Raw genomic sequence first — 26,711 nt, forward strand, 5'->3', positions numbered from 1 at the left:
CCCCGCAAGGGGGAGGGGAGACGTGGTTCCTGAGCCAGTTCTTGCAGAGGTCGCTCCGCCCAGACCCCCCGATCCCCCGCCACAGCCCTACATCCCACCCTGGGAAAAGCTCCGACCCGGTCAGCGCATGCCCGGCGGCTCCGGCTGGTAGACGAACGCCGCTGCGACGCACGCGGCGGCGGCGTCCACCTGTGGCCGCGGCGCAACCCTTGGCCGCAAGCGTCGCTGACGCTAACCGGGTTCCTTGACCGGCTCCCCAGCGCCGCCTAGCCTTCCAACCTTCGAGGCCACGAACGAGGGAGGTCCGTCAGAATGACAGCTGTCGTAACGACCAAATCCCGCGCACGTCATCTCGGGCCGCCGCCGCCGCTCCGTTAAGTCCGAGCCGCTTCGCCGCGTGGCCTGACCGGCCACACTCGCGAAGCCACCCCGCGCGACTCCAAGGCAACTCCCATCCGCGGTCCTCCGAGCCCACCGGCTCGAGGCCCCCGCCAAGCCACGATCCCTTTTCCGCGTCCGGACCTGCGTGCGCTCTCAGATGAGCCCCGGTCCGGCGCCCGCATTCGAGACGTTCCATGACCGACCATTACGAGGATGAAGAAGAGACCCGGGAGCGGCAGCTCTCCAACGGCAAGGTGCTGGCCTTCGTGGCCGGCTACTGGCGACGACGGCCGTGGCTGATGGCCGGCACGGTGGCGCTGACGCTGATCGCCATCGGGTTCGACCTGATGATGCCGTGGGCCGCCGGACGGCTGGTCGACGCGGTCGCGGCGGGGCCGGGCGACGCCGACCCCGCCTGGCGCGCCTGGGCGGTCTTCGTCGGCGTGTACCTGGCCTTCTCGGTGATCCGGAACACCGCCATGCGGTTCCTGATCCCCTTCTCGGCCACCAACATGAAGGAGATGACCGACGACGGCTTCCGCCGCGTGCAGAGCTTCTCCGCCGACTGGCATGCCGACACCTTCGCCGGGGCCACCGTGCGGCGGCTGTCGCGGGCGATGTGGGGCTATGACGTGGTCACCGACGCCGTGCTGATCTGGTTCGGGCCCGCGGTCATCGTGCTGGTCGGCCTGTGCGTGATGATGCTGGTCCAGTGGCCGATGGTGGGTCTGTTCGCCGCCGTCGTGACGGTGATCTACATCCTGTCGAACATCTACCTGACGGCGCTGTGGGCGCGGCCGGCGAACCTGCGCTCGGTCGCGCTGGACTCGCGGATTGGCGGCGCCCTTTCGGATTCCATCTCGTCCAACGCCACGGTGAAGACCTTCGGCGCGGAGGCGCGTGAGGAGGCCCGGATCGGCGGAGTCACCGAGCTGTGGCGCAAGGCGACGATGAAGACCTGGGGCCGGTTCACCGACCTTTGGCTGTTCCACAACCTGATCCTGGTGGGCCTGCAGGCGGGCTTGACGGGCCTGTTGCTGCGCGAGTGGGTGCAGGGCCGGGCGAGCGTGGGCGACATCACCTTTGCGGTGACCGCGTTCATGCTGATGAGCGGCTATCTGCGCAACATCGGCGAGAACATCCGCACGGCCCAGAAGGGCATGGACGACATCGAGGACGTGGCCCGCTACGCGCAGACCGCGGCCCAGGTGCCGGATCGTCCCGCCGCGCCGGCGTTCCGCGCCGACCTGGGCGAGATCGTCTTCGACCGCGTGACCTTCCGCTACAAGTCGGCGGCCGAGCCCTTGTACGACCGCTTCACCCTGCGCATCGCGCCGGGCGAGCGGGTGGCGCTGGTCGGGCCCACCGGCTCGGGCAAGTCGACCTTCGTGAAGCTGGTGCAGCGCCTGTACGACGTGCAGGAGGGCGCCATCCTGATCGACGGCCAGGACGTGAGCCAGGTGACCCAGGGGTCGCTGCGGCGCGCCATCGCCGTGGTGCCGCAGGACCCGGCGCTGTTCCATCGGTCGCTGGCCGACAACATCAGCTACGCGCGGCCTGACGCCACCGAGGCCGAGGTCGCGCTGGCCGCCCGGCGGGCGCGGGCCAACGACTTCATCGCCAGGCTGCCCAAGGGCTACGACACCCTGGTCGGCGAGCGTGGCGTGAAGCTGTCGGGCGGGGAGCGCCAGCGCGTCGCCATCGCCCGGGCCTTCCTGGCCGACGCCCCGATCCTGGTGCTCGACGAGGCGACCAGCTCGCTGGACGTCGAAACCGAGCGCCAGGTGCAGGCGGCGATGGAGGAGCTGATGGTGGGCCGCACCACCATCGTCATCGCCCATCGTCTGTCGACGATCCGCGGCGCCGACCGGATCCTGGTCTTCGACGAGGGCCGGATCGTCGAGGAGGGCCGTCACGACGACCTGGTGAAGAAGGGCGGCGCCTATGCCCGACTGCACGCGGTGACGGAGGGCGTGGTGTAGCCGGAACCTCAGGTGCGTGCGACGGTTCCTCCCGCTCAAGGAGGAGCCGTCGCATGGCCGAGAAGACACCGCAGGCCCCGCACACCGTGCCGGCCGGGATCATGGACGAGTGGCTGGGCCTGAAAGGGCCCAACGGCGAACTCATGCACCAGGGCAAGCCGGCCCTGGTCGTCGACCTGCCCGACGACGAGGACGACGAAGACTGACGTCCGATCACAACGCCGGGGACGGGACGTCAGAGCGCCGCGTCGAGCGCGTGGGCCAGATCGCCCTTGCGCTGCACCCGCACGCTCTCCAGCCCCAGCCAGCCCGCCATGCGCTTCAGCTCATGCGCGAGCTTCACGGGCGTCGCGTCGCTGGCCCAGGGTTCGGCGTGGGCGGACTGGACGATCAGCACGCCGGCCTTGCGGTCGGACTTCAGGTCGACGCGGGCGGTCAGGGCGTCGCCCTCGAGGAACGGCAGAACGTAGTAGCCATGCTGGCGCTTTTCGGCCGGGACGTAGATCTCAATCCGGTAGCGGACGCCGAACATCCGCTCGGTGCGCTCGCGGAACCAGATCAGGTTGTCGAACGGCGAGAGCAGCGAGGTGGTCTCAATCCGGCGTGGCCGCCGCGCGCTGGCGTCGAGATAGGCTGGTTCGCGCCAGCCCTTCACGGCCACCGGCAGCAGGTCGCCGGCCTCGACCAGCTCGGCGATGCGGTCCTTGGCGCCCTCCACCGGCATGCGGAAGTAGTCGCGCAGGTCCTTCGACGTGGCCACGCCCATGGCGCGGGCGGCGATGCGGTAGAGCTGTCGCTGGGCTTCGGCGCGATCCGGCGTGGGCAGCTCCCACACCGCCTTGGGGATCACCTTCTCGGGCAGGCCATAGACCCGCTCGAATGTGCCGCGCCGGGTGGCGGTGGTGAGCTCGCCGGCCCAGAACAGGCACTCGACGGCGCGCTTGGCTTCGCTCCAGCCCCACCAGCCGCCCTGGCCCTTGTGCCCCATCTCCAGCTCGCTCGCCGACATCGGACCGCGCGCGGCGATTTCGTCGCGAACCCGGTCCACGAAGTCGCGCCGTTCCCGCAGGAACTTGGCGACCCCCTTCCAGACGCCGAGGCCGGCCTGGGCGTCCTCCATCCGCCAGCGGAACAGCGGCTGGCTGGCGACCGGCAGGAGCGAGGCCTCATGCGCCCAGTACTCGAACAGCGGCCGCTTCCTGGACCAGGCGATGTCTTCCAGCATCTCGCGCGGGTAGGCGCCCAGCCGCGAGAAGGCGGGCAGGTAGTGAGTGCGCGAGACCACGTTGACCGAGTCGATCTGGATCACGCCCAGCCGGTCGACCAGCCTGGTGAGCTGGCGTTTCGCCGCCCCTCGCTCGATGGGGGGCGACTCCCGATCGCCGCCGAACCCCTGGGCGGCCATCGCGATCCGGCGCGCCTCGCTGGCGGTGAGCGTGTCCTTCATGCGATCCCCACGAGTCAGACCACCACGCTAGCCGCCGAACAAAGGTGGAACAAGATTGAGTCGGCGGATGGTTAACAAGCGTGACCTTCGCCTCGGGCCAGGCAGAACAAATGAGCACTACCTGAGGTGGATTGTCGCATTCGCGTCTAAGGCGAGTTGGGACCCCGTCGGGAAAGTTGGTTACGGCTCCAGCCGCCCGTCGGTCAGAGCGGCAGGCTCGAACGGAAAGACCACGTCCGGGTCGGGCGGATCGATCGCATCGGCGATCTCCGGCGGCGCCAGCTGTTTCAAGAGGTGGCGGATGATGTTGAGCCGCGCCTTGGGCTTCTTGTCGGTGTGAACGATGGTCCAGGGCGCGTCGGTCGTGTGGGTCCGCCGCAGCATCTCGTCACGGGCGGCGGAGTAGTCGTCCCACTTCTCCTGGGCGACGGCGTCCAGCGGACTGATCTTCAGCGCCTTCAGCGGATCGGTCTTGCGCGCCTCGAGACGGTCCGCCTGCTCCTTTCGGGAGATATCGAGCCACAGCTTGATGACCTGCACGCCGCTGCCCGTCAGCATGCGTTCGAAGACGGGCACGTCGCGCAGGAAGATTTCCTGCTCCTCCGGCGTGGAGAACCCCATCACCTTCTCGACGCCCGCCCGATTGTACCAGGACCGGTTCAGGATCACGAGTTCGCCCTTGGCGGGCAGGTGCTCGACATAGCGCTGGAAGTACCACTGGCCGCGCTCGCGCTCGGTGGGCTTGGGCAGCGCCACCACCCGCGTGGAGCGGATCGACAGATGCTCGACGATCCGCTTGATCGCACCATCCTTGCCGGCGGTGTCGCGGCCTTCGAAGATCACCAGGTCGCGCTCGCCCGCCTCGATGGCGTGCTGCTGAAAGCGCACCAGCGCCACCTGCAGGGCTTCGAGTTCGCCGTCGTCGTCGTCCTTGGCCATGGCTACCTTTGTGTCTGGTTGGGGGTGGCGCGGCCGTCGGCGGTGACGATGGTGACTGGACCACGGCGCGCCGTGGGCGGAACCAACGCCGCGAGGTCGCGGTAGATGCGGTCGGTGTCGGCGCGGGTGCGGGTTACGACACAGCGGGTCGATTCGCCTTCGCGTCCCCAGGCGCTGGAGGTCGAACTCGCCACACCGCGGGCGCCCTCGAGGTAGCGTTCGACCGCCGCCTTGGTCTCGCCGTCGACGCCACAGCAGTAGCTGCCGAAGTCGATCTTCACCGAGCACGGCGCCTGGGCCGTGGGTACGGTGGCGCAGCCGGCGGCGGCGAGGAAGGCGAGGGGCAGGAAGCGCAGTATCATCGAATCCGCATCTGGCGCGCCGGGTGCGGCGCGGGCAAGGCCGCGCTAGAACGCCCCGAAGGCAAGAAGGCTCAAATGATCCGCCTCTTTATCCCGCACGACCTTGTCGCCGGCGCGCGCCTGGACCTGGATGAGGGCCAAAGCCGGTATCTGGCCGCCGTCATGCGCCAGGTGGTCGGCGACGCCGTACTCGTATTCAACGGCCGCCAGGGCGAGTGGCGGGCGACCGTGGCGGCCGTGGGCAAGCGGGAGGTGACCCTTCACGTCGAGGCGCAGACCCGAACTCAGGCGATCGGCCCCGACCTCGACCTGGTGATCGCCCTGGTCAAGCGGGCGCGGCTGGAGACCATCGTCGAGAAGGCCGCCGAGCTGGGCGCCCGGCGTGTCCGCCCGGTGATCACCGAGCGCACCAACGCCGACCACACCCGCGTCGACCGGCTGCAGGCCATCGCCACCGAGGCGTCGGAGCAGACCGGCCGGCTGGACGTGCCGGAAGTCGTTGAGCCGGTGAAGCTGGAGAAGCTGATCGGCGGCTGGGAAGCGGGTCGCCGCCTGCTGTTCTGCGACGAGGCGGGAGACGCGATGCCGGTGCTGCAGGCGGTGGGCGAAGGCGGCTCGTGGGCGATCCTGATCGGGCCGGAAGGGGGCTTTTCCCCGAAGGAGCGCGAGATGCTCCGATCCCTGTCCTATGCGACGCCGGCGACGCTGGGGCCGCGAATTCTGCGGGCCGACACCGCGGCGATCAGCGCGCTCACACTCTGGCAGGCCGCGGTCGGGGATTGGCGCTAGCGTCCGACGCAACCCAGGAAATCTAGCCCGGGCTTGAGCTTGGCGGAATTGCGCCCACCTATCCTGACGGCGTAAAGACGCGGCCTGGGCGGGACCTCAACCCGGCGACTAGGGCGGTTCGCCCGTGGAGGAAATGTATGGCCGAGGTCGCCTGCGACGATCGTCCCCTGGTGTTTGAAGACCTTGTGCGCTGGATGGCCGATGGGGCCAAGCCTGCCAGCGAGTGGCGATGTGGCGCCGAGCACGAGAAGTTCGTGTTCAAGCTCGCCGACCATTCGCCGGTCCCCTATGAGCCGGGCGGCATCAAGGCGCTGCTGGACGGCCTGACCCGCTTCGGCTGGACGCCGGTGATGGAGGGCGAGAACGTCATCGCGCTCGAGCGCGGCATGGCGAACATCAGCCTGGAGCCGGGGGGCCAGTTCGAGCTGTCGGGTGCGCCGCTCGAGACCGTCCACGACATCTGCGAGGAGACGGGCTCCCACCTCAACGAGGTGAAGATCGTCGCCGATGAACTGGGCCTGGGCTTCCTGGGGCTTGGCTTCACGCCGGTCTGGCGGCGTGACGAGATTCCGGTGATGCCGAAGGGCCGCTACAAGATCATGCGCGAGTACATGCCGAAGGTCGGCAAGCTCGGGCTCGACATGATGTTCCGCACCTGCACGGTGCAGGCGAACCTCGACTTCAGCTCCGAAGCCGACATGGTGGCGAAGTTCCGCACATCGCTGGCGCTGCAGCCGATCGCAACGGCGCTGTTCGCCAATTCGCCGTTCATCGAGGGTAAGCCGTCGGGCTTCGTGTCCAGCCGCGCCAACGTCTGGACGGACACCGATCCCGCCCGCACCGGCATGCTGGACTTCGTGTTCCAGGACGGCTTCGGCTTCGAGACCTACGCCCGCTACGCGCTGAACGTGCCGATGTACTTCGCCAAGCGCGGCGACCGATACATCGATCTGGCCGGCCGCTCGTTCGTGGACTTCATGGACGGCAAGCTGGTCGAACTGCCGGGTGAGCGGCCCACGCTCAAGGACTGGGCCGATCACACCACCACGATCTTTCCCGAGGTCCGGCTCAAGAAGTACCTCGAGATGCGCGGCGCCGACGCCGGGCCGTGGAGCCGGCTCTGTGCGCTGCCGGCGCTTTGGATGGGCATCTTCTACGACAGCCAGGCGCTGGCCGCGGCCTGGGACCTCTGCAAGGACTGGAAGATCGAGGATCACGAGCGCCTGCGCGCCGACGTGGCCCGCGTGGGCCTCAAGGCCCAGATCGCCGGGCGCTCGGTGCAGGAGGTGGCCAAGGACATGGTCGCCATCTCCCGATCGGGCCTCAAGAACCGCAACCGCCTGTCGGGCGGCATGGTCGACGAGAGCGGCTACCTCGCCGAGTTGGAACACATCGCAGAGACCGGCGTGACGCCGGCCGAACGGCTGGTGGAACTGTACAACACCCGCTGGGGCGGCAAGGTCGATCCGGTGTTCGAGGACTTCGCGTACTAGCCACCCGAACGCAGGCGCGCCGCAGCGTCTGAAGTGGCCCTTTGCGCGCGGCGCCGGCGGTCTAGAACGGACTCATGGGCGTCTGGTCGGGATCCTGTCATTGCGGCGCTGTCCGCTTTCGCGTCGAGGCCGAGATCGACGAGCTGACGCGGTGCGACTGCTCGCTCTGCCGGCGCAAGGGCGCGCTGATGGCCAAGATCCACGAGAGCGGACTGACGGTTGAGGCCGGCGAGGATCAACTGACGCTCTACCAGTGGAACACCAGGGTCGCGCGCCACTGGTTCTGCCGCACCTGCGGGATCTACACCTTCCACCGCAAGCGGGCGGCGCCGGATCACTACGGCGTCAACGTCGGCTGCCTCGAGGACTTCGACCCGCAGGCGTTCGCGTTTCGCCTCGCGGACGGCTTGACGATGAGCGTACGGTCTGGCGAGGGTCGCCCGGAGTGGAGCGGCCCGCGCGAGGACTGAGATGCCTGTCACACTGCCGAAGTACGCGCACTGGGTGGCGGAACGGCGCTTCCTCGTGGATGCGAAGGCCTTGCCCGCGCTCGACCTTGGCCACGCCCGCCGGATCGAGGATCTCTATGTGGAGGGCGGTCGCCTTCGATTGCGCGCGACCACCGACCTGTCCAACGGCGAGCGGACCTTCAAGCTCGCCAAGAAGTACGCCCCGGACAATCCGCTGATCGGACCGATGACCAACCTCTACCTGACGGAGGAAGAGTACGCGGTCCTGAACGTCCTGCCCGGTCAACGACTGTCGAAGCTGCGCCACAAGGTCGGCGGCTTCATCATCGACGTGTTCGAGGGCGCGCTCGAAGGCCTGGTGACCGCCGAGTGCGAGGCGACCAACCGGATGGCCGCCATGCGCTTCGACGTCCCCGAGTGGTGCGTGCGGGAAGTCACCAACGAGCCAGCTTACACCGGCTGGCAGCTGGCCCAGAACCAGTCCGCGCCGGCCGCCTAGCGGGCGCCGTCGTCCGCCCGAGGCATGCTGACGTTCGGGGGCCAGTGCTCGCGCTGCGACGCGCCGCTGCCCGAGTCGGTGTGCAGCACGATGTCGTCGACCGAGGGCGCCGCCTGGACCGGAGGCGCATCGACGGCTTCCTGGGCCGCTTCGGCGTCGTCGGGCGAATAGACCTCGACCTTGTTCGTATAGAACGCCAGTCGCCCCGCGATCTCCGCCATCGCGGGGTAGGGCTCCTCGTAGCTCCAGATGGCGTTCTCGGCGAAATGGCCGTCCATCTGCAGCGTGTAGTAGGACGCGTCGCCCTTGTAGGGGCAGTGCGTGGCATGGGCCGTGTGGGTCAGGAACGCCATCGAGACGTCCTCGCGCGGGAAATAGACGACCGGGGGATAGCTCGCTTCCTGCAGGACCAGCGCGTCGCCTGAGTCGGCGATCACGTGGCCCTGGTACCTGGCGCGCCAGCGGCGGCCGGCCGGCGTGATCGTGATGGGATGGTCGGGGCCGGGCATCTTCATGGGGTTCGCGTCTCCTGACGGTCTGAACGCACCAGCTCGCGACCGGCTGCCAAGGGATATGGGCGCCCGTCCCGGCGGCGCCAGGCGCCCGGCCGACGGCGGTTTGCTTGTGTCCTGAACGGGTTGGTGGTTCTCTGCCCGCAATTCAGGCTAGGCCGGGTCGAAAAGACCCCGTGGGAGACGTAGGCCGGCCCTTAGGATCGGAAGCAAACCCTCAAATGCCAATCGTACTGCTGGCCGGGATCGTCATCACGCTGGTGACGGGTATCCCGGTGCTACTCCAGATGCTCCGCCATCACCCGCGCGGCCTCATCATCCTGTTCTTCGCCGAGATGTGGGAGCGCTTCTCCTACTACGGCATGCGCGGGATCCTGATCTTCTACCTGACCCAGCACCTGTTGTTCGACCAGGACGTGGCCAGCGGCCAGTACGGGTCGTACACCAGCCTCGTCTACCTGCTGCCTCTCATCGGCGGCATGCTGGCCGACCGCTACCTGGGCACCCGCAAGGCGGTGGCGTTTGGCGCCCTTCTGCTGGTGGCGGGACACCTGACCATGGCGGTCGAGGGTCGCCCGGCGACCCAGACGCTGACCTATGCGGGCCAGACCTACAACGTAGCCATCGAAGGTCGCATGGAAGACCGCTCGGTGAAGCTGGTGGTGGGCGACAAGGCCTACGACTTCTCGGCCAACGAGGCGGGCGGCTTCGAGATCAAGGACCTGCCGGCGACCGCGCCGCTACCGGCCGTACTGCCCAAGGGCTCGTACGAGCTGAAGAAGGACGTCGATCCGTTCGGCAAGAACGCCTTCTACCTGGCGGTGGCGCTGATCATCATGGGCGTTGGCTTCCTGAAACCGAACATCTCCACGATCGTGGGCCAGCTCTATCCGCAAGGCGATCCGCGACGGGATTCCGGTTTCACGCTCTACTACTACGGCATCAACCTGGGGGCCTTCTGGGCCTCGTTCGCTTGCGCCTGGTTCGGCCTCAACGTCGGCTGGTGGGCGGGCTTCGGCCTGGCCGGGGTCGGCATGGCCGCGGGCTGGGTCGTCTTCGTGCTGGGCAAGAAGCACCTCGAGGGCAAGGGCGAGCCGCCAAACCCAGCGCTGCTGCAGGAAAAGGTGGCCGGTCCGCTCAATCGCGAGTGGCTGATCTATCTCTGCGGCGTGCTGGGCGTGATCCCGGTGTGGTTCCTGGTCCAGCGCAACGACTGGGTGGGGGTGATGCTGATCGCCTCGACCCTCGCGGCCCTGGCCTATGTGATCTACTTCATCGTCACCCAGTGCGACAAAGTTCAGCGCGAGCGCATGATCCTGGCCCTGGTGCTGGTGTTCGGCGCGGTGGTGTTCTTCACCCTGTTCGAACAGGCCGGCACCTCGCTCAACCTCTTCGCCGCGCAAAACGTCGACCTGAACCTCACACGGCAGGCCAGCACCTTCCTTGGCATCCCGATCGGCAGCGCCGATCAGCTGGCCGCGGCCGGGATTCAGCCCACGGGACTCTGGATCGACACCGGCATCGGCGCGGCCCAGACCCAGTCGTTCAACGCCGGCTTCATCCTGATCTTCGCCCCGATCTTCGCGGCGATGTGGGCGTGGCTCGGCCGGCGCGGCCAGGCGTCGAACCCGGTGATGACCTTCGGCCTGGGCCTGATCCAGGTGGGCCTGGGCTTCCTGGTGGTGGTCTGGGGCGCCGGGTTGGCCAACAGCGCCTTCCAGGTGCCGCTGATGCTGCTGGGCCTGCTCTACCTGCTGCACACCACGGGCGAGCTCTTCCTGTCGCCGGTGGGCCTGTCCGAGATCACCAAACTGTCGGTGGCCAAGGTGGTGTCGTTCATGATGGCCATCTGGTTCCTGGCTTCGTCGATCGCCCAGTACGTCGGCGGCTTCATCGCGGGCCTCGCCGGCACCGAGACGGTGGGCGGCCAGGTGCTGAACCCCGAGCTGGCGCTGAAGACCTCGCTGGGCGTGTTCAACACGCTGGGCTGGGGCGGCTTCGCGATCGGCGTGGCGTTCGTCCTGATCAGCTTCCTGATCAAGCACTGGGCGCACAGCGAGACCGAGCCGGACGAGAAGGTCGGCGCCTGACCCCAGGCCTCGGACACGACGAAGGCCGCGGAGCGATCCGCGGCCTTCTGTGTTTTCGCACGCCCGCTAGCCGAACGTCTTGCGGATCCGCAGGAACGTGCCGCCGGGGGTCTGGTTGGTTCGCTTGTCGTCGACCGAGGTGGCCTCGGCCCCGGCCGTGCGCAGGCCGCCGTAGAACGCGTAGGTCTCGTGCAGATTGCGCCGGGTCGCGTTCGGCAGCTCCAGCCGGATGTTGAGGTCGGGCTGCGGCTTGTACTCGATGAACGGCTTCACATAGGTGTTGAGCTTGCGCGTGTAGACGAGGTTGTAGCGGTAGGTCGTCTCCCTGAACCCGCCGAACGCATCGACGCCCCACGTGATGTCGTACTGCGGCATGTCCCAGGTGAAGGTGGCGTTCCAGTCCAGGCCCCGCAGCGCCGACTGCGACCGAGTCTCCATCGTCGTCGGGTCGGTCACCTCGCTCCAGCGCCTGGTGAGGTTGCCTTTCAGCAGCGCCCCCTTCGCGCCCAGCCGGTCGAGCGGAAGGGTCAGGTCGAGGGCCAGGATGTCCTTGGTCCCGTCGCCGATGTTCTCGGGCCGGTCGAACACACTGCCGCCTGGGCCCCTGACGGGCCCCCGGTCGACCACGTCGCTGAGTTCTGCGTGGCGGTAGCTCAGCGCCACCGACCCTGACGTCCAGAACCGCTGCTCCAACGCGAATTCGCCCACCCAGGCCTGGCCGGGGTTGAGGTCGGGGTTGCCCGCCGTGACGCCCCCCGCCTGGTTCAGCCCCCCGGCGGCCACGAAGTCGTTGAAGTTCAGCTGGTCGACCTCGCGCTCGAGGCGCAGCCGAAACTGGGTCATCTCCAGCGGGGACCAGCTCACCGCCAGCCGCGGCTTGAGGTAGCGCAGCGACTTCTCGAGGACGACGTCGCCCTCGGAGCTGATGGTCGAGAACTCGTAGCGCAGGCCGGCATCGACCGTGATGGTCTCGAACGGACGCCAGGCCGCCTTGGCGAACAGCTCCTTGCGGTCTTCCTCGACCTCGACGGAGCCGGCGGGCAGACGGACGATGGCCCCGTTGCGGCGGAGCGTGGTCTCGCTGTCAAGCGTGTTGACGGCCCGTTCGCCGCCCACCTCGAACGAGAGCTTCGGATCGAAGCGATACTTCACGACTGCCCGGCCGATGGTTTCCACGGTGTCGCGGTCGACGAGCAGGCGGTTGGCGACGTCCGGCGCGTCGAAGTTCTCGGTGACCAGCCGGTCGCGCCCCGTGCGCAGGGCGACCAGCTCCACGTCCCAGTCCGCGCCCAGCTTGCGCGAGTAGCGGGCCCCGAACTCGGTGTCGTCCTGCTCCTGCAGGTAGACGTACTGCTGGTCGGCGATGGGCGACGAGAAGATGCGGGTCTTCTCCTCGAACTTGAAGTCGTCCGTCAGGAGGCGCCCGTTCAACCGCAGGGAGCCGCCCAGCACGGGCGCCTCGGCCGCGGCCGTGAGTGAGTAGAACAGACCGTCACCCTCGGCGTCGTAGCCGTTGAGCACCGTGGGTTCGCCGACCGTGATCAGGGCCCCGCGCCCGGCGCCTGCGCCGTCGTCCAGCCCGCGCGCCGCCCGACCCGAGGCCTCCCATTTCACGTCGCCCAGCGCGCCCGAGCCCTCGATGCGCATCTGGCCCAGGTCGCGGCCGTCGTCGATGTGGTTGTCGGCGATCGCGAACACGCCGCGGACGCTGTTGTCCTTCTTCTGGATGACGTTCGCCATCACCGTCTTGCCCTGCATGTCGATGCCGGGCGCGCCGCCGCGGATGATGTCGATGCGCTCGACCTTGGACGCCGGAATTCGGAAGAGGACGTCCTGCAGGCTGTCCGACTTGCTGGACGGGCGCTGCCCGTCGATCAGCACATTCCCGGCCGCGCCCTCGAACCCGCGCACGGAGGCGCCGTTGTCGAGGGTGAAGCCGGGGATCCGATTGAGCATGTCCACGACGGTCGCCGGCTGCTGGGCCGCGAAGAAGGCGGTCGCATAGCTGGTTACGCCTTGCTGCACGGCGGCTTCCGGCGCCGCGGCGATCGCCGCCTGCGCCAGGAACTGAACGAATGGCATCGACGGTCTCTCCCCAAGAACGAGGGGAGAGGTGGCCTGGAGCGCAGCCCTGGCGCGAGTTAAATGCCTGTAAGGTGAATTAAATTCCGGACAGGGTTCCGCTCGACCCGATCGTCAGACCGCGGTGCCGCCGACCGTCAGGCCGGTGATCTTCAGCGAGGGCTGGCCCACGCCCACCGGCACGCTCTGCCCGGCCTTGCCGCAGACGCCGACGCCCAAGTCGAAGTCGAAATCATCGCCGATCATGGTCACCCGGGTCAGGGCAGAGGGACCGTCGCCGATCAGGGTCGCGCCCTTGACCGGGGTCGTCACCTTGCCGTCCTCGATCAGGTAGGCCTCGGTGCACTGGAAGACGAACTTGCCGTTGGTGATGTCCACCTGGCCGCCGCCGAAGTTGGCGCAGTACAGACCCTTCTTCGTGGAAGCGATCATCTCCTCGCGCTTGTGGCCGCCGCCCAGCATGGCGGTGTTGGTCATCCGCGGCATGGGCATGTGGGCGTAGGACTGGCGGCGACCGTTGCCGGTGGCGCTGAGGCCCATGAGGCGCGCGCTCATCCGATCGTGCATGTAGCCCACCAGGATGCCGTCCTCGATCAGGATGGTGCGCTCGGTGGGCGTGCCCTCGTCGTCCACCGTCAGCGATCCGCGGCGGCCCGGCAGAGTCCCGTCGTCGAACACGGTGACGCCCGGCGCGGCCACCCGCTCGCCGATGCGGCCCGAGAACGCCGAGGTGCCCTTGCGGTTGAAGTCGCCTTCCAGGCCATGGCCCACGGCTTCGTGCAGCAGCACGCCGTTCCAGCCGGGGCCCAGCACCACGTCCATCTCGCCGGCCGGGCAGGCGACGGCGTCCAGGTTGGTCAGCGCCTGGCGCAGCGCCTCGTCCACCTGATCCTGCCACTTGTCGGGGCTGATCCAGGCCTCGAAGCCGGCGCGGCCGCCGGCGCCGGTGTAGCCCTGCTCGCGCCGGCCATCGCGTTCGACGGTCACCTGGACGTTCACACGGCAAAGGGGGCGCACGTCACGGATCAGCCGGCCATCGGCCCGGAGGATCTCGACCGTGCGGCGCTCTCCGGCGATCGAGGCCATCACCTGCACCACCCGCGGATCCCGGGCGCGGGCCCAGGCGTCGATCTCCTGCAGCAGCGCGACCTTGTCGGAGAAGGCGGGCGAGCTCAGCGGGTTTTCCTCGCCGTAGAGCTTGGTGTTGGTAGCCCGCGGCGCCTCTGCGGTGACGCCCGCGTACCCGCGCTTGGCCAGCCGGGCCGAGTCGGCGGCGCGGCGGATCGCCGCTTCGGAAATCTCGGACGCGTGGGCGTAGCCGGCAGTTTCGCCCGCCACCACCCGCAGGCCGAAGCCCTCGGTCGAATCGTAGGCCGCCGATTTGAGCCGACCGTCGTCGAACAGGAACGACTCGCTCTCGGACCGCTCGACGAACAGTTCGCCGTCGTCGGCCCCCTGCAGGGCGTCAGCCAGGATTTCCTGGGCGCGGGCGGGGTCGACCCCAACGGAATCGAGGATCGAGGGAGCGGGCACTGGAGCGTTCATGCCTGGAAGATAGGGGCTCGAAGGTGGGGCGTCACCCGCGAGATGGCTCTTGGCCCTCGCCAGCCTCTCTTTTCGTCTTGGGGACGATTCGCGCCTGCTGCAGGGCCGTTGCAATCTGGCCAGCGCCCGCAGGGTCCGCTCCCCGCCCCATTCCAGAACAGGCCGCGAGCGATGCAGCGATTGCGGCGAGACGTCGCGCCATTTCCGTGTGCAAACGACGTCGAGAGCCGGTGGACGCTACGTAAGACCCGCCGACGCCTTGGCAAGCCCGAACGATGCGCGTATGGACCCCGGCGAAGGGGCCGGTCGGGCGTCGCGCAAGTCGCGCCCGCGCGTCCCGTTCCGTAGCGTCGGACCGCCTGTTGTTGAGGGCGTCGCCGGCCAAACTGACCGAGGGGACATGAAGTCGAGCTTTCACGGATTGCGGACGCGGGCGGCAGGCGCTCTCGCGGGCGCTGCGGCGGCGTTCTGGGGCGCGGCCGCCATGGCTCAGGACAAGTTCGGCGAGCCGACGGACAAGGCGATCGACCTGCAGCCGGGGGTGACCCCGCTGCGCCACGACGCGATCTGGTTCCACAATTGGATCCTGATGCCCGTGATCACGGTCATCACGCTGTTCGTGCTGGCGCTGCTGATCTGGGTGGTCATTCGCTATAACAAGAAGGCGAACCCGGTCCCGGCGAAGTTCACGCACAACACGATGATCGAGGTGATCTGGACCCTCGCGCCCGTCGCGATCCTGGTCGTGATCTCGATCTTCTCGTTCAAGCTGCTCTTCGCCTACAACGACATGCCGAAGCCGGACCTCACCATCAAGGCGGTCGGCTACCAGTGGTACTGGGGCTATGAGTACCCCGACCAGAAGATCGGCGAGTTCGTTTCGAACATGCTGCCGGAAGACGAAGCGAAGAAGGTCGCCAAGCCGTACCGCCTCGCCGTCACCGAGCCGCTGGTCGTTCCGATCAACAAGGTGGTCCGCGTTCAGGTCACCGGCGCCGACGTGATCCACGCCTTCGCCGTCCCGTCGTTCGGGATCATCGCCGACGCCATTCCCGGACGCCTGAACGAAACCTGGTTCAAGGCCGATCGCCTGGGCACCTACTACGGCAACTGCCGTGAGCTGTGCGGCGTCGACCACGCCTTCATGCCGATCGAGGTCCGCGTCGTGACGCAGGCCGAGTTCGACGCCTGGGTCGCCAAGAAGGGCGGCTCGGTCGCCGGCGCCGCGCCTGCGCCCGCTCCGGCCGCTGCGCCCGCCGCCGAGGGGGCTCCGGCCGCCGACGCCGCGGCGACGCCGGCCACCGCCACGGTGAACCCTGCCGCCCCGCCTCCGGCGACGCCTGAGCCCAAGGCTCCGGTCGCCGCCACCACGCCCGCGCCCAAGGCGCCGGCCGCGAAATAAGCCTTAGGATCCGCGTAAGATGGCTCAAGCCGCCGCTCACGATCATCACGACGACCACGGGCACATGCCCGGGTTCTTCGCCCGCTGGTTCTTCTCCACGAACCACAAGGACATCGGCACGCTCTACATCCTGTTCGCCATCATGGCGGGGATCGTCGGCGGCCTCATGTCCGGCCTGATCCGCTGGGAACTGGCCGAACCGGGCATCCAGGTGTTCACGGAAGGCTCGTGGCTCGCCACGACCGGCCTCGTGGAAGCCTCCAAGCACGGCTACAACGTGATCGTCACCGGCCACGCCCTGGTCATGATCTTCTTCATGGTCATGCCCGCGATGATCGGCGGGTTCGGCAACTGGTTCGTGCCGCTGATGATCGGCGCGCCCGACATGGCCTTCCCGCGGATGAACAACATCTCGTTCTGGCTGCTGGTCGCCGCCTGGGTGATGCTGATCGTCTCGATGTTCGTCGACGGCGGCCCCGGCAAGGGCTTCGGAGGCGGCTGGACGATCTATCCGCCGCTGTCCACGTCCGGCCATACCGGCCCGGCCATGGACTGCGCGATCCTGTCGCTGCACCTCGCGGGCGCCAGCTCGATCCTGGGCGCCATCAACTTCATCACCACGATCTTCAACATGCGCGCGCCGGGCATGACGCTGCACCGGATGCCGCTGTTCGTCTGGTCGATCCTGGTGACCGTGTTCCTGCTGCTGCTCTCGCTGCCCGTGCTGGCCGGCGCGATCACGATGCTGCTCACGGACCGCAACTTCAAAACCCACTTCTTCGACGCCGCCGGCGGCGGCGACCCGGTGATGTTCCAGCACCTGTTCTGGTTCTTCGGTCACCCGGAAGTGTACATCCTGATCCTGCCCGGGTTCGGCATGATCTCGCACATCGTCTCGACGTTCAGCCGCAAGCCCGTCTTCGGCTACCTCGCGATGGCGTACGCCATGGTGGCCATCGGCTTCATCGGCTTCGTCGTGTGGGCCCACCACATGTACACCGTGGGCATGGGCATCCAGCTGCGGGCCTACTTCGTCGCGGCGACGATGGTCATCGCGGTGCCGACCGGCGTGAAGGTGTTCTCCTGGATCGCCACGATGTGGGGCGGCTCCATCACCTTCAAGACGCCCATGCTGTGGGCGATCGGCTTCATCTTCCTGTTCACCGTGGGCGGTGTGACGGGCGTCGTGCTGGCCAACGCCGGCATCGACTACAGCCTGCACGACACCTACTACGTGGTGGCCCACTTCCACTACGTGCTGAGCCTCGGCGCCGTGTTCGCGATCTTCGCGGGCTTCTACTACTGGTTCGAGAAGATGTGGGGCGTGAAGTACAACGAGTTCCTCGGCGCGCTGCACTTCTGGGTCATGTTCGTGGGCGTGAACCTCGTGTTCTTCCCGCAGCACTTCCTGGGCCTGCAGGGCATGCCGCGTCGCTACGTCGACTATCCGGACGGCTTCGCCTACTGGAACAAGATCTCGTCGATCGGGTACGCGATCACGGGCGTGGCCGTGGTGATCTTCCTGCTGGTCCTGCTGGAAGCCGCCATCCGCCGCCGCAAGGCCGAAGCGAACCCGTGGGGCGAAGGCGCCACGACGCTGGAGTGGACGCTGAGCTCGCCTCCGCCGTTCCACCAGTTCAACGAACTCCCGGTGGTGAAGCCCGACGCGCACTAGGCGTTCGGTCCACCTATCCAAATACGAGCCGGCCGCTCCCAGGAGCGGCCGGCCTTTTTCGTTTTTCGGCCATTTTTGTCGCGGCGGGGCTGGACGTGCTTCGCCCGGGCGCCGATCTGCGCTAGAGAGCGCCACCCCGCATTCAGGTGTATCCTTGATGGCCATGGCTACGGCCCACGACACTCCGCGCACGACGCCCGCTCGCTGGCAGGACTTCCTGCAGCTGATGAAGCCGCGCGTGATGTCCCTGGTGGTGTTCACCGCGCTCACCGGGCTGGTCTGCGCGCCGGGAACGATCAATCCGATCCTGGGCGCCGTGGCCGTGCTGTGCATCGCCGTCGGGGCCGGCGCGAGCGGCGCGCTCAACATGTGGTACGACGCCGACATCGACGCCAAGATGCGCCGCACGCGCGGCCGGCCGGTGCCTGCGGGCAAGGTCCAGGGCGCAGACGCGCTGGGCCTGGGCGTGGTTCTGTCGCTGTTCTCGGTGATGCTGATGGGCGTGGCCACCAACTGGCTGGCCGCCGGCCTGCTGGCCTTCACCATCGTCTTCTACGCCGTGGTCTACACGATGTGGCTCAAGCGCTGGACGGCGCAGAACATCGTGATCGGCGGCCTGGCCGGGGCGCTGCCGCCGGTGATCGGCTGGGCCGCGGTGACCGGCACGGCGCCGGCCAATGCCTGGCTCTTGTGCGCCATCATCTTCATGTGGACGCCGCCCCACTTCTGGGCGCTGTCGCTCTACACCTCCGAGGACTACGCCAAGGCCGGGGTGCCCATGATGCCGGTGGTGAAGGGCGCGACCTCCACCCGACTGCAGATCCTGGTCTACAGCCTGCTGCTGATCCCGATCTGCATCGCGCCGGCCTTCACGGGCCTGGGCGGGCCGGTCTACCTGGGCGTCTCGGCGCTGGGCGGCCTGGTGTTCCTGCTCCTGGCCTGGCGGCTCTATCGCAGCCATGCGGGCGAGGCGGCCGATCCGCGCAACGACGATGGCCTCTACGATGTCCGCGCCGGCGCCCGCGACGCGCGGAATCTGTTCGCGTTTTCGATCCTCTACCTGACCCTGCTGTTCGCGACCCTGCTGGGCGAGCATCTGGCCGGCGTAGCCCCCCTGGAGCTTCTCTAGATGAGCGATCCCAACGGAGAGGGCGACGACTTCGCCAAGGCCCGACGCGGCCGTAATCTCGCCATCGCGCTGGGCTTGGTGGCCTTCGTGATCATCGTCTACGCGGTCTCAATCATCCGGATGGGCGGCAGTGTCCTCGAACGCACCTTCTGACCCCGCGCCCCACAAGGCGCCCGTCGATCCCGATCGCGCTCGCAATGTGAAGGTCGCGATGATCTGCGCCTCGGTCTTCTTCGGGATGATCGGGGCGGCCTTCGCCTCGGTGCCGATCTACCGGGCATTCTGCCAGATCACCGGGTTCGACGGCGCCACGCGCCGCGCCGAAGCCCCGTCCGACACGGTGCTGGACCGCAAGCTGACCGTCCGCTTCGACGCCAACGTCCGCGACCTGCCCATCGCTTTCTCGGCGCAGCAGACCTCGCAGGAGGTGAAGATCGGCGAGACCAAGCTGGCCTTCTTCCGCGTGACGAACAACTCCGACAAGCCGATCATGGCGCGGGCGCTCTACAACGTCGTGCCCGAGCAGGCGGGACCCTACTTCCAGAAGCTGCAGTGCTTCTGCTTCGAGGATCAGACGATCGCCGCCGGGGCCACGGTGGACATGCCGGTTCTCTACTACATCGACCCGAAGTACGCGGCCGACGTCGACACCAAGGGCAAGCCCGAGGTGACGCTGAGCTACACGTTCTTCCCGTCGACCAACGCCCAGCCCAAGCAGGCCGACGCCGCCACAAGCGTGAAGACCCACACCGGCGGCTGATCAGAGGCTGACGCTCAGCGTCAATCAGAGACGCTATCCTCGCCCTCTGAATAGGAGGGCGCGAAGCCCATCGAGATGCATGGTCTGTGGGACGAGATCACCGGCAAATTCCACCGCCGGAGCCAGTCGATCTCGTGCGGCGGCCGCCGCGCCTGGGAAGACAACCGGGTTAAGTGTTGGATCAAGGCTCGGCCCTGCGACCGCCCTGGCCCAATCTGCGACGCTGGAGCGCGCCTTTCCCCTTGGCGGATGCCGCTGGCGAGCGCTATAGCGTCCGCGACTGACCGCGCGCGACTCTGTCCGGAGTCGTGTGCGTGGGGATTTGACGAGGGGTTAGGACGCAATGGCTGCTGGCGTGAAGCACGACTACCACCTGGTGGACCCGAGCCCGTGGCCGTTGGTTGGCTCGATCGCCGCCACCGTCATGGCTCTGGGCGGCGTCACCTGGATGAAGGGCCTGTTCGGCCTGCCGCAGCACACCTCGTGGCTGTTCTTCGCCGGCCTCGCCGGCGTGCTGTTCACGATGCTGGGCTGGTGGGCCGACGTCGTGAAGGAAGCCAACCGCGGTGACCACACCCCGGTCGTCTCCATCGGCCTGCGCTACGGCATGGTGCTGTTCATCGCCTCGGAGGTGATGTTCTTCGTCGCGTGGTTCTGGATCTTCTTCGAGATGGCCCTGTTCCACGGCAACCGCACGCACGCCCCCATCGAGGAAGTGCGCGCCGCCTGGGCCGCCTGGCCGCCCAAGGGCATCGAGACGGTGCCGGCCTTCCAGCTGCCGCTGGTGAACACCCTGACGCTGCTGCTCTCGGGCACGACCGTCACCTGGGCGCACCACGCGCTGCAGCAGGGCGACCGCAAGAACGCCAAGATCGCGCTGGTGCTGACGATCGTCCTGGGCGCGCTGTTCACCGCGATCCAAGCGTACGAGTATCACCACATCCTTGAGCACAAGTACTTCTTCGGCGGCGAAGGCCAGGAGAACTCGGGCCTCTACGGTTCGTCCTTCTTCATGGCCACCGGCTTCCACGGCTTCCACGTGCTGGTCGGTACGATCTTCCTGGCCGTCTGCCTGATCCGCCTGATGGGCACGGGATTCACGCCCAAGCAGCACTTCGGCTTCGAAGCCGCCGCCTGGTACTGGCACTTCGTCGACGTGGTGTGGCTGTTCCTGTTCGCGTTCATCTACGTGATCTTCGGCGGACCGGCGCACTAGGCTGATCATGTGAGCAAGCCCAATCCGTTGCTGGCTGGGGTGGCCGGACGCTGCCCCAACTGCGGAGAGGGTTTTCTCTTCGACGGCTTCCTGAAGGTCGCTCCGGCCTGCGAAGCCTGCGGGTACGACTTCGCCAAGGCGGACTCGGGCGATGGCCCTGCGGTGTTCGTGATCATGATCGCGGGCTTCGTCGTGGCCTTCTCCGCCCTCTTCGTAGAGTTCGCCCTGCATCCGCCCGTCTGGGTGCACCTGATCCTGTGGCTGCCGGCGACCCTGATCATCTCGCTGGGCCTGATGCGGCCTCTGAAGGGCGCCATGCTCGCCGCCCAGTTCATGAACAAGGCCTCCGAACACCGCAATGACGAGTGAGGCCCCAGGGCGGCCGCGTTTTCCTGTCGGCCTGACGATCGCCGTCGCTATCGCGCTGGCGATCCTGGTGGCCCTGGGCACGTGGCAACTCCAGCGTCTGGTGTGGAAGCAGGGCGTGCTGACCCGCATCGCCGCGCTGCAGGCCGCTCCGGCCCAACCGATCGACGCGGTGCTTGCGCGGGTGGCGACCGGCGCGGACGCCGACTTCACCCGCGTGACCGTGACCTGCCCCGGCCTGGGCGCTGCGCCGTTCCTGGAGCTCTATTCGGTGCGAGACGGCCAGGCCGGCTCGCGTCTGATCTCGGCCTGCCGGGTGGCGGCCGGAGGCTATGCGACGGTGCTGGTGGACCGCGGCTTCGTGGCCGACGACGTCTCGGCTCGCCCGGCGGTGGCCGCCTCGACCGCCCCGGTGACCGTCCAGGGCGTCCTGCGCACGCCCGAGCACGGCAACGCTTTCTCGGCCCCCAATCGGCCCGACCGCTGGTACACCCGCGACGTCGCCGCCATGGCCGCCCAGCTCAAGGCCACGTCGCCTGCGCCCTTGTTCCTCATGGCCGAGACCCCGAGCAATCCCGAGTGGAAGGCCCTGGTCCCTGCGCCGATTCCCACCGACATCCCCAACCGCCATCTGGAGTATGCGCTGACTTGGTACGGCCTTGCGGGCGCCTTGCTCGGCGTCTATGCCGCCGTGCTTCTTCGCAGGCGGAAATCCTGATGCGCTATATCTCGACCCGTGGTCAGTCGCCGGCCGTCGGTTTCACCGACGCCGTTCTGGGCGGCCTTGCGCCCGATGGCGGCCTCTACGTGCCACAGGACTGGCCGACCTTCACGAAAGCCGAGATCGCCGCGTTCGCGGGAAAGCCCTACGCCGAGGTGGCCGCCGCCGTGTTCGGCAAGTTCGCCGGGGACGAGATCGCGCCGGCCGACATGGCCCGCATGTGCGCCGAGGCCTACGCCAGCTTCCACCACAAGGCCGTCGTGCCGATGGTGCAGGTGGGCCCGCAGACCTTCATCGCCGAGCTGTTCCACGGCCCCAGCCTCGCCTTCAAGGACGTGGCGATGCAGATTCTGGCCAAGCTGTACGACCACCTGCTGGGCCGGCAGAACCGCAAGCAGACCATCCTGTGCGCCACCTCAGGCGATACTGGCGGCGCGGCCGTCGAGGCGTTCCGCGGGGCGTCGAATGTCCGGGTGGTGGTGATGTTCCCCGAGGGCCGCATCAGCCAGGTGCAGCGTCGGTTCATGACCACGGCGACCGAGACCAACATCGCCTGCCTGTCGGTGGCCGGCACGTTCGACGACTGCCAGGCGATCCTGAAGGACGCCTTCCAGGACAAGTCGCTGAAGCAGGCGGTCGACCTCACGGGCGTCAACTCGATCAACTTCGCCCGCATCGTGGCCCAGTCGGTCTACTACTTCACCACCGCCGTGGCCCTGGGCGCGCCGGACCGCGCCGTGAACTTCGTGGTGCCGTCGGGCAACTTCGGCGACGCCTTCGCGGGCTATGTGGCGATGCGCATGGGCCTGCCGATCCAGCAGATCGTGGTGGCCACCAACTCCAACGACATCCTGGCGCGGGCGCTGACCACTGGCCGATACGCCGGCGGGGCCGTTCATGCCACCCTGTCGCCCGCCATGGACATCCAATCGGCGTCCAACTTCGAGCGGCTCTACTTCGAAGCCGGCGGCCGCGACGCCGCCGATACAGGCCAGGCCTTCGAAACCTTCAAGACGGCCGGCGCCATCGACATCCCGGCTGCGGCGCTCGCCGTCATGCAGCGGACCTTCACCGGCGTCGCCGTCGGCGAGGACGAGACGGTGGCGACCATCGTCTCCACCCTGGACGAGACCGGCGAGCTGATCGATCCGCATACGGCCGTCGCGATGGCGGGCCTCAAGCACGTCGCCCTGGACGGCCCCACTGTGGTGCTTTCGACCGCGCACGCGGCCAAGTTCCCCGAGGACGTGGAGAAGGCGACCGGCGTCGAGCCGGCGCTGCCCCGTGGCGTGGCCAGCCTGGCGGATCGGCCCGAGCGGTTCCAGCGCATCGCGGGCGATGCGACGGCCATCAAGGACTATGTGCGCGGCTTCGCGGAGGCGGCCTCGGTTGACGCCTAGAGTTCATACGCTGGCCAACGGGGTGCGGGTCGTCTGCGATCCGCTCCCGGGCTGGCAGACGGTGGCGCTCTCGGTCGTGGCCGGTCGCGGCGCCCGGTTCGAGGACGCTGCGCGATCGGGCTGGTCGCATTTGCTCGAGCACATGGTCTTCAAGGGCGCGGGCGGACGCTCGGCCCGTGACATCGTCGAGGTCATCGAGGCCGAGGGCGGCCACATCAACGCCGCCACCGGCTATGAGCGCACCAGTTTCCAGGTCCGCGCGCTGAAGGACGGGCTGGACCTGGGCTCACGCGTGCTGTCCGACCTGGTGCTGCGGCCGACGATGGACGCCGAGGACCTCGCCCGCGAGAAGCAGGTCGTGGGCCAGGAGATCGCCGAGGCCGCCGACACGCCCGACGATCTGGTGTTCGAACTGGCGCAGGAGGCGGCCTTCGACGGCCAGCCGCTGGGCCGCCCGATCCTGGGCACCCCCCGGTCGATCAAGGGGGCGACCCCGGAGACCCTGGGCGACTGGCGCACAGCGCTCTATGCGCCCGAGACCCTGATCGTCAGCGCCGCCGGCGCGGTGGACGAGGATGAACTGATCAGGCTGGCCGAGCGCGACTTCGGCGGCGCCGTCGGCGCGGGCGTTGCCGACGCCCCGCCCGCTGCGTTCGTGGGAGGAACCCGCTCGGTCGCCAAGCGCCTGGAGCAGGCCAACATCGTGCTGTTGCTCCCGGCTGTGGGGGTGATGGATCCCGACTACTTCGCCCTGCGCCTGCTGGCCGAGATGCTGGGCGGCGGTATGGCCTCGCGCCTGTTCCAGGAAGCGCGCGAGAAGCGTGGCCTGGCCTACGCCATCGACGCCTACTCCGAGACCTATGCCGATATCGGCGCGCTGGGAGTCTTCGCCGGTTGCGACGCCAAGGACGCGGCCGAACTGGCCCAGGTGACGGCCGGCGAGCTCCAGGCGCTGACCAAGCCGGTGGGCGAGGCCGAGCTCGCGCGCGCCAAGGCCCAGCTGAAGGGCTCGATGTTCATGGGCCGCGAGTCGGCCCTGGCCCGCGCCGAACAGGCCGCCGGCCAGGTGCTCCTGTTCGGCAAGACCCTCGACGCCGAGGCCGTCGCAGCCGAGGTCGACACCGTCACCGCCGACCAGATCGCCCGTCTGATGGCGCGCATCCTCGGCGAGCGAAAGGCGGCCGTTGCGATCCTTGGACCGAAGCCGGCGCTGGCCGCGGCCGACACGTTCCAGACCCTGTTCGCCTGAACCTGTCGCCTATGGGTGGCGGCTTCGGACTCACGGCGCTGGGGGCTGGCCGATCAGCCTGCCCAGCGCCTCGAGGTAGGTGGCGAAGGCCTTGCGGCCGTCGCTGCTGATCCTCACCTGGGTTCGCGGCTTGCGGCCCAGGAAGCCCTTTTCGATCGTGACATAGCCGGCCTCCTCCAGCTTGCGCAGCTGAACCGACAGGTTGCCCTGGGTGACCTCCAGCACGGACTTCAGCTCGTTGAAGTCGGCGACCTCGGCGTTGGCCAGATAGGCCATGACCCCCAGCCGCAGGCGGCCGTGGATGACATCGTCGATCTTCCCGATGTCAAAGCGCGCCATTGGGCTCAGGCCGTCCTCGGCTGTCGCATCATCACCCAGCCCGGAACCAGCATGAAGGCAATGAAACCAGCACCGCCTATGGCGATGAAGGCGGGCGCGTTCTGGATGGCAAGCGCCATGCCGACGCCGGTGACGAACCAGCCGACGGCGACGGCGCCGTACCAGGCGCGGCGGCGCAGGGCGTAGACGACCATCCAGGCCATGCCCTGCAGGATCAGGACGACGCAGGGGTAGATCAGCCAGATGGTGAGGCTCTGCTCGCGCCAGGCCACCGAGCCGATCACCGCGATGAGGGCCAGGTTGGCCGCGCCGACCGCGCCGAACATGGCTCCCACCGCCCGGGATACGACGCCGCGGCCGGTCGGCTGGCGGCTGCCACGTGCGATGATCCAGATGAGCAGGGTGATGAAGACGACCGTGGGGCCCAGGCCGATCGCAAGTCCGACGGCCCCGTCGCCGATCCAGCCCAGCATCTGAATCGCGTGCAGCAGCATCTGGACGCCGTAGCAGAGGCCGGCGGCGAAATAGGCCTCGCCGAACGAGCGCTGGAAGCCGCCGTGCGTGTCGACCAGCGCGCGCATGAAAGCCAGGTCGTCCTGGGCGGATTTCGGCGTCATCAGGCAGGTTCCTGTCCGGAGGCTGAGGTTGCGGGGATTCGGGCGCCCGTGCGCGGCTGGCGGCGGCCGTTGAGGATCGCGCCCAGCCAAGTGTAGCGAACCATCGTCTGGTAGCTGGCCAGCATCAGCGGGAAGGCCACCAGCAGGATCAGCGCGTACTTGAACTCGGGAGGCGCATCGAAGCGAGCGACCAGCCCCTGGAGCAGGATCACGAGCGGCAGGTGGATCAGGTAGAGCCAGTATGAGGCGTCGGCGAGATATCGGCGCCAGGCGCTGAAGCCCGACATGAACTGCATGGCCAGGCCGATGAAGGCGAAGCTCCAGGTCCAGGCGGCGAACGCATAGTTGGCCGCGAACAGCTGGCGGTCGACTCCGGGCAGGTTTGTGGCCGTTGTGGCGACGAGGCCGGCCTGCGCCAGCAGCGCAATCGTCAGGGCTAGGGCGGCGGCCAGGTGGACGGGCCACCACCTCTGGATCGCGCCCAGGAGGTCTGGCTGGCGTTGAAGCATCCAGCCGAACACAAACGCAGTCGCGAACTCGGCGAAGGCCGGCAGGTTGGGGATCAGCGAGCTGTCGGGCGTCGGCACGCCCATCCACATCATCCAGCGGCTATAGCCGGGCAGGGCGAGCGCCAGGGGCAGGGCCAGGAGCAGCGGAGCGACGCCGCCGCGCACGAGAAGAGCCAGCCACCGGTCCACAAGTCCGCGAAGGGCCTCGTTCCTGTCGACCGCGACGATGGCGGTCCTGCCAGCGAGGCTGAGGACGTAAAGGATCACCAGCAGGTACAGGAACCACAGGTGCGTCAGCGGGAACGGCAGCGGTGGAGGGTTCGGGTCGGCCGGCGGCGGCCGGAACGGCGGGGCGCCGTCGTACTGAATCAGCGTGCCGGCGATGGTTGCGCCCACGATCAGGACGAACACCGGCAGCCAGCTGGCCACAAGGGGCAGAGCGATCCGCTTACCGCGATCCCGCGCAAAGCCGGCCAAGCCGCGCCGGTGGAACAGCATCCGCGCGAAGAAGCCCGCGATGACGAAGAAGGTCGTCATCCGGAAGATGTGCAGGGTGAAGAAGGCGACCGCGAACGGCGTGCTGCGCTGCGGATCCGAGATCATCCAGGTCGGCCCCTCGCTGGGCAGGAACGACATGGTCGCGTGGAAGAATATCCCGAGCACCAGGGCGAACCCGCGGACCGCGTCCAACGCGTGCAGGCGCTCTGCGCCCGAAGCCGTGTCCGTCGCCATATGTC

26 protein-coding genes are annotated in these 26,711 nt (G+C 68.1%); 17 read left to right on the forward strand and 9 right to left on the reverse strand.

The window, feature by feature from the left end; all coding sequences use genetic code 11:
* The first annotated feature begins 575 nt into the window (after positions 1-575).
* Positions 576-2,363, forward strand: a complete 1,788-nt coding sequence (locus EPN98_RS18660) for an ABC transporter ATP-binding protein (RefSeq protein WP_293364431.1) — start codon at positions 576-578, stop codon at positions 2,361-2,363.
* A gap of 53 nt (positions 2,364-2,416) precedes the next feature.
* Entirely contained in the window at positions 2,417-2,569 is a 153-nt protein-coding gene (locus tag EPN98_RS18665) for a hypothetical protein (protein WP_293364432.1), read from the forward strand.
* A 29-nt stretch (positions 2,570-2,598) separates the two neighbouring features.
* Here the strand turns inward: EPN98_RS18665 and EPN98_RS18670 are convergent, their stop codons facing one another.
* The 3 genes from EPN98_RS18670 to EPN98_RS18680 all read right to left on the reverse strand — a co-directional run bounded on the left by EPN98_RS18670 (position 2,599) and on the right by EPN98_RS18680 (position 5,111).
* On the reverse strand, positions 2,599-3,810 hold the full coding sequence (locus tag EPN98_RS18670; RefSeq protein WP_293364433.1) for a winged helix-turn-helix domain-containing protein: 1,212 nt from the start codon (positions 3,808-3,810) through the stop codon (positions 2,599-2,601).
* Between the two features lie 180 nt (positions 3,811-3,990).
* Positions 3,991-4,749, reverse strand: a complete 759-nt coding sequence (gene ppk2, locus EPN98_RS18675) for a polyphosphate kinase 2 (RefSeq protein WP_293364434.1) — start codon at positions 4,747-4,749, stop codon at positions 3,991-3,993.
* Positions 4,750-4,751: 2 nt separating this feature from the next.
* Positions 4,752-5,111: a hypothetical protein gene (locus EPN98_RS18680; protein WP_293364435.1), complete on the reverse strand. Its 360-nt coding sequence runs from the start codon at positions 5,109-5,111 to the stop codon at positions 4,752-4,754.
* A 75-nt stretch (positions 5,112-5,186) separates the two neighbouring features.
* Between EPN98_RS18680 and EPN98_RS18685 the strand changes: the two genes are divergently transcribed.
* From EPN98_RS18685 to EPN98_RS18700, 4 genes are all read left to right on the forward strand, one after another.
* Complete coding sequence (locus tag EPN98_RS18685; RefSeq protein ID WP_293364436.1) at positions 5,187-5,900, forward strand: 16S rRNA (uracil(1498)-N(3))-methyltransferase; 714 nt, start codon at positions 5,187-5,189, stop codon at positions 5,898-5,900.
* A 137-nt stretch (positions 5,901-6,037) separates the two neighbouring features.
* Positions 6,038-7,393, forward strand: coding sequence for a glutamate--cysteine ligase (locus tag EPN98_RS18690; RefSeq protein ID WP_293364437.1), 1,356 nt, complete (start codon positions 6,038-6,040; stop codon positions 7,391-7,393).
* Positions 7,394-7,467: 74 nt separating this feature from the next.
* The gene (locus tag EPN98_RS18695) at positions 7,468-7,863 is read left to right on the forward strand and encodes a GFA family protein (protein ID WP_293364438.1); all 396 of its coding nucleotides are present in this window, start codon (positions 7,468-7,470) and stop codon (positions 7,861-7,863) included.
* Position 7,864: 1 nt separating this feature from the next.
* Positions 7,865-8,362: a hypothetical protein gene (locus EPN98_RS18700; RefSeq protein ID WP_293364439.1), complete on the forward strand. Its 498-nt coding sequence runs from the start codon at positions 7,865-7,867 to the stop codon at positions 8,360-8,362.
* Here EPN98_RS18700 and EPN98_RS18705 read toward each other — a convergent pair.
* Positions 8,359-8,877, reverse strand: coding sequence for a DUF427 domain-containing protein (locus EPN98_RS18705; protein WP_293364440.1), 519 nt, complete (start codon positions 8,875-8,877; stop codon positions 8,359-8,361). The genes EPN98_RS18700 and EPN98_RS18705 overlap by 4 nt on opposite strands.
* A gap of 218 nt (positions 8,878-9,095) precedes the next feature.
* Here EPN98_RS18705 and EPN98_RS18710 point away from each other — a divergent pair, with 218 nt between their 5' ends.
* A complete protein-coding gene (locus EPN98_RS18710; RefSeq protein WP_293364441.1) occupies positions 9,096-10,964 on the forward strand; it encodes an oligopeptide:H+ symporter in 1,869 nt (622 codons plus the stop codon).
* A gap of 66 nt (positions 10,965-11,030) precedes the next feature.
* Here EPN98_RS18710 and EPN98_RS18715 read toward each other — a convergent pair whose 3' ends face one another.
* Both EPN98_RS18715 and tldD read right to left on the reverse strand, forming a co-directional pair.
* Positions 11,031-13,046, reverse strand: a complete 2,016-nt coding sequence (locus tag EPN98_RS18715) for a TonB-dependent receptor plug domain-containing protein (protein WP_293364442.1) — start codon at positions 13,044-13,046, stop codon at positions 11,031-11,033.
* Between the two features lie 114 nt (positions 13,047-13,160).
* Entirely contained in the window at positions 13,161-14,591 is a 1,431-nt protein-coding gene (tldD, locus tag EPN98_RS18720) for a metalloprotease TldD (RefSeq protein WP_293364443.1), read from the reverse strand.
* A gap of 400 nt (positions 14,592-14,991) precedes the next feature.
* On the opposite strand from tldD, the gene coxB reads away from it, so the two are divergent.
* The 10 genes from coxB to EPN98_RS18770 all read left to right on the forward strand — a co-directional run bounded on the left by coxB (position 14,992) and on the right by EPN98_RS18770 (position 24,509).
* Positions 14,992-15,993, forward strand: a complete 1,002-nt coding sequence (coxB, locus tag EPN98_RS18725) for a cytochrome c oxidase subunit II (protein WP_293364444.1) — start codon at positions 14,992-14,994, stop codon at positions 15,991-15,993.
* Between the two features lie 19 nt (positions 15,994-16,012).
* Entirely contained in the window at positions 16,013-17,668 is a 1,656-nt protein-coding gene (gene ctaD / locus EPN98_RS18730; protein WP_293364445.1) for a cytochrome c oxidase subunit I, read from the forward strand.
* Between the two features lie 157 nt (positions 17,669-17,825).
* The gene (cyoE, locus tag EPN98_RS18735; RefSeq protein ID WP_293364446.1) at positions 17,826-18,797 is read left to right on the forward strand and encodes a heme o synthase; all 972 of its coding nucleotides are present in this window, start codon (positions 17,826-17,828) and stop codon (positions 18,795-18,797) included.
* The gene (locus EPN98_RS18740; protein ID WP_293364447.1) at positions 18,798-18,950 is read left to right on the forward strand and encodes a hypothetical protein; all 153 of its coding nucleotides are present in this window, start codon (positions 18,798-18,800) and stop codon (positions 18,948-18,950) included.
* Between the two features lie 58 nt (positions 18,951-19,008).
* Positions 19,009-19,557, forward strand: coding sequence for a cytochrome c oxidase assembly protein (locus EPN98_RS18745; protein WP_293364615.1), 549 nt, complete (start codon positions 19,009-19,011; stop codon positions 19,555-19,557).
* Between the two features lie 343 nt (positions 19,558-19,900).
* Complete coding sequence (locus EPN98_RS18750) at positions 19,901-20,773, forward strand: cytochrome c oxidase subunit 3 (RefSeq protein ID WP_293364448.1); 873 nt, start codon at positions 19,901-19,903, stop codon at positions 20,771-20,773.
* A 9-nt stretch (positions 20,774-20,782) separates the two neighbouring features.
* Entirely contained in the window at positions 20,783-21,142 is a 360-nt protein-coding gene (locus EPN98_RS18755; RefSeq protein ID WP_293364449.1) for a DUF983 domain-containing protein, read from the forward strand.
* The gene (locus EPN98_RS18760) at positions 21,132-21,857 is read left to right on the forward strand and encodes an SURF1 family cytochrome oxidase biogenesis protein (protein ID WP_293364450.1); all 726 of its coding nucleotides are present in this window, start codon (positions 21,132-21,134) and stop codon (positions 21,855-21,857) included. Before EPN98_RS18755 ends, EPN98_RS18760 begins: the two co-directional genes overlap by 11 nt.
* Positions 21,857-23,260, forward strand: a complete 1,404-nt coding sequence (gene thrC / locus EPN98_RS18765; RefSeq protein ID WP_293364451.1) for a threonine synthase — start codon at positions 21,857-21,859, stop codon at positions 23,258-23,260. Before EPN98_RS18760 ends, thrC begins: the two co-directional genes overlap by 1 nt.
* On the forward strand, positions 23,250-24,509 hold the full coding sequence (locus EPN98_RS18770) for a pitrilysin family protein (RefSeq protein WP_293364452.1): 1,260 nt from the start codon (positions 23,250-23,252) through the stop codon (positions 24,507-24,509). Before thrC ends, EPN98_RS18770 begins: the two co-directional genes overlap by 11 nt.
* A 30-nt stretch (positions 24,510-24,539) precedes the next feature.
* Here EPN98_RS18770 and EPN98_RS18775 read toward each other — a convergent pair whose 3' ends face one another.
* The 3 genes from EPN98_RS18775 to EPN98_RS18785 are packed head-to-tail and all read right to left on the reverse strand — an operon-like array spanning position 24,540 to position 26,706.
* Complete coding sequence (locus EPN98_RS18775) at positions 24,540-24,848, reverse strand: transcriptional regulator (RefSeq protein WP_293364453.1); 309 nt, start codon at positions 24,846-24,848, stop codon at positions 24,540-24,542.
* Positions 24,849-24,853: 5 nt separating this feature from the next.
* Positions 24,854-25,465 carry a hypothetical protein gene (locus EPN98_RS18780; RefSeq protein WP_293364454.1) on the reverse strand — a complete coding sequence of 204 codons (612 nt, stop codon included), beginning with the start codon at positions 25,463-25,465 and terminating at the stop codon, positions 24,854-24,856.
* The gene (locus EPN98_RS18785) at positions 25,465-26,706 is read right to left on the reverse strand and encodes an acyltransferase family protein (RefSeq protein WP_293364455.1); all 1,242 of its coding nucleotides are present in this window, start codon (positions 26,704-26,706) and stop codon (positions 25,465-25,467) included. Before EPN98_RS18785 ends, EPN98_RS18780 begins: the two co-directional genes overlap by 1 nt.
* Positions 26,707-26,711 lie beyond the last annotated feature (5 nt).

The sequence above is a fragment of the Phenylobacterium sp. genome (assembly GCF_004299445.1).
Classification (GTDB): Bacteria; Pseudomonadota; Alphaproteobacteria; order Caulobacterales; family Caulobacteraceae; genus Phenylobacterium.

Bases quoted from the DNA above. Each gene is read 5' to 3' on its own strand.
- EPN98_RS18660 (WP_293364431.1), top strand. From the start codon at position 576: ATGACCGACCATTACGAGGATGAAGAAGAGACCCGGGAGCGGCAGCTC.
- EPN98_RS18665 (WP_293364432.1), top strand. From the start codon at position 2,417: ATGGCCGAGAAGACACCGCAGGCCCCGCACACCGTGCCGGCCGGGATC.
- EPN98_RS18670 (WP_293364433.1), bottom strand. From the start codon at position 3,810: ATGAAGGACACGCTCACCGCCAGCGAGGCGCGCCGGATCGCGATGGCC.
- ppk2 (WP_293364434.1), bottom strand. From the start codon at position 4,749: ATGGCCAAGGACGACGACGACGGCGAACTCGAAGCCCTGCAGGTGGCG.
- EPN98_RS18680 (WP_293364435.1), bottom strand. From the start codon at position 5,111: ATGATACTGCGCTTCCTGCCCCTCGCCTTCCTCGCCGCCGCCGGCTGC.
- EPN98_RS18685 (WP_293364436.1), top strand. From the start codon at position 5,187: ATGATCCGCCTCTTTATCCCGCACGACCTTGTCGCCGGCGCGCGCCTG.
- EPN98_RS18690 (WP_293364437.1), top strand. From the start codon at position 6,038: ATGGCCGAGGTCGCCTGCGACGATCGTCCCCTGGTGTTTGAAGACCTT.
- EPN98_RS18695 (WP_293364438.1), top strand. From the start codon at position 7,468: ATGGGCGTCTGGTCGGGATCCTGTCATTGCGGCGCTGTCCGCTTTCGC.
- EPN98_RS18700 (WP_293364439.1), top strand. From the start codon at position 7,865: ATGCCTGTCACACTGCCGAAGTACGCGCACTGGGTGGCGGAACGGCGC.
- EPN98_RS18705 (WP_293364440.1), bottom strand. From the start codon at position 8,877: ATGAAGATGCCCGGCCCCGACCATCCCATCACGATCACGCCGGCCGGC.
- EPN98_RS18710 (WP_293364441.1), top strand. From the start codon at position 9,096: ATGCCAATCGTACTGCTGGCCGGGATCGTCATCACGCTGGTGACGGGT.
- EPN98_RS18715 (WP_293364442.1), bottom strand. From the start codon at position 13,046: ATGCCATTCGTTCAGTTCCTGGCGCAGGCGGCGATCGCCGCGGCGCCG.
- tldD (WP_293364443.1), bottom strand. From the start codon at position 14,591: ATGAACGCTCCAGTGCCCGCTCCCTCGATCCTCGATTCCGTTGGGGTC.
- coxB (WP_293364444.1), top strand. From the start codon at position 14,992: ATGAAGTCGAGCTTTCACGGATTGCGGACGCGGGCGGCAGGCGCTCTC.
- ctaD (WP_293364445.1), top strand. From the start codon at position 16,013: ATGGCTCAAGCCGCCGCTCACGATCATCACGACGACCACGGGCACATG.
- cyoE (WP_293364446.1), top strand. From the start codon at position 17,826: ATGGCCATGGCTACGGCCCACGACACTCCGCGCACGACGCCCGCTCGC.
- EPN98_RS18740 (WP_293364447.1), top strand. From the start codon at position 18,798: ATGAGCGATCCCAACGGAGAGGGCGACGACTTCGCCAAGGCCCGACGC.
- EPN98_RS18745 (WP_293364615.1), top strand. From the start codon at position 19,009: ATGATCTGCGCCTCGGTCTTCTTCGGGATGATCGGGGCGGCCTTCGCC.
- EPN98_RS18750 (WP_293364448.1), top strand. From the start codon at position 19,901: ATGGCTGCTGGCGTGAAGCACGACTACCACCTGGTGGACCCGAGCCCG.
- EPN98_RS18760 (WP_293364450.1), top strand. From the start codon at position 21,132: ATGACGAGTGAGGCCCCAGGGCGGCCGCGTTTTCCTGTCGGCCTGACG.
- thrC (WP_293364451.1), top strand. From the start codon at position 21,857: ATGCGCTATATCTCGACCCGTGGTCAGTCGCCGGCCGTCGGTTTCACC.
- EPN98_RS18775 (WP_293364453.1), bottom strand. From the start codon at position 24,848: ATGGCGCGCTTTGACATCGGGAAGATCGACGATGTCATCCACGGCCGC.
- EPN98_RS18780 (WP_293364454.1), bottom strand. From the start codon at position 25,465: ATGACGCCGAAATCCGCCCAGGACGACCTGGCTTTCATGCGCGCGCTG.
- EPN98_RS18785 (WP_293364455.1), bottom strand. From the start codon at position 26,706: ATGGCGACGGACACGGCTTCGGGCGCAGAGCGCCTGCACGCGTTGGAC.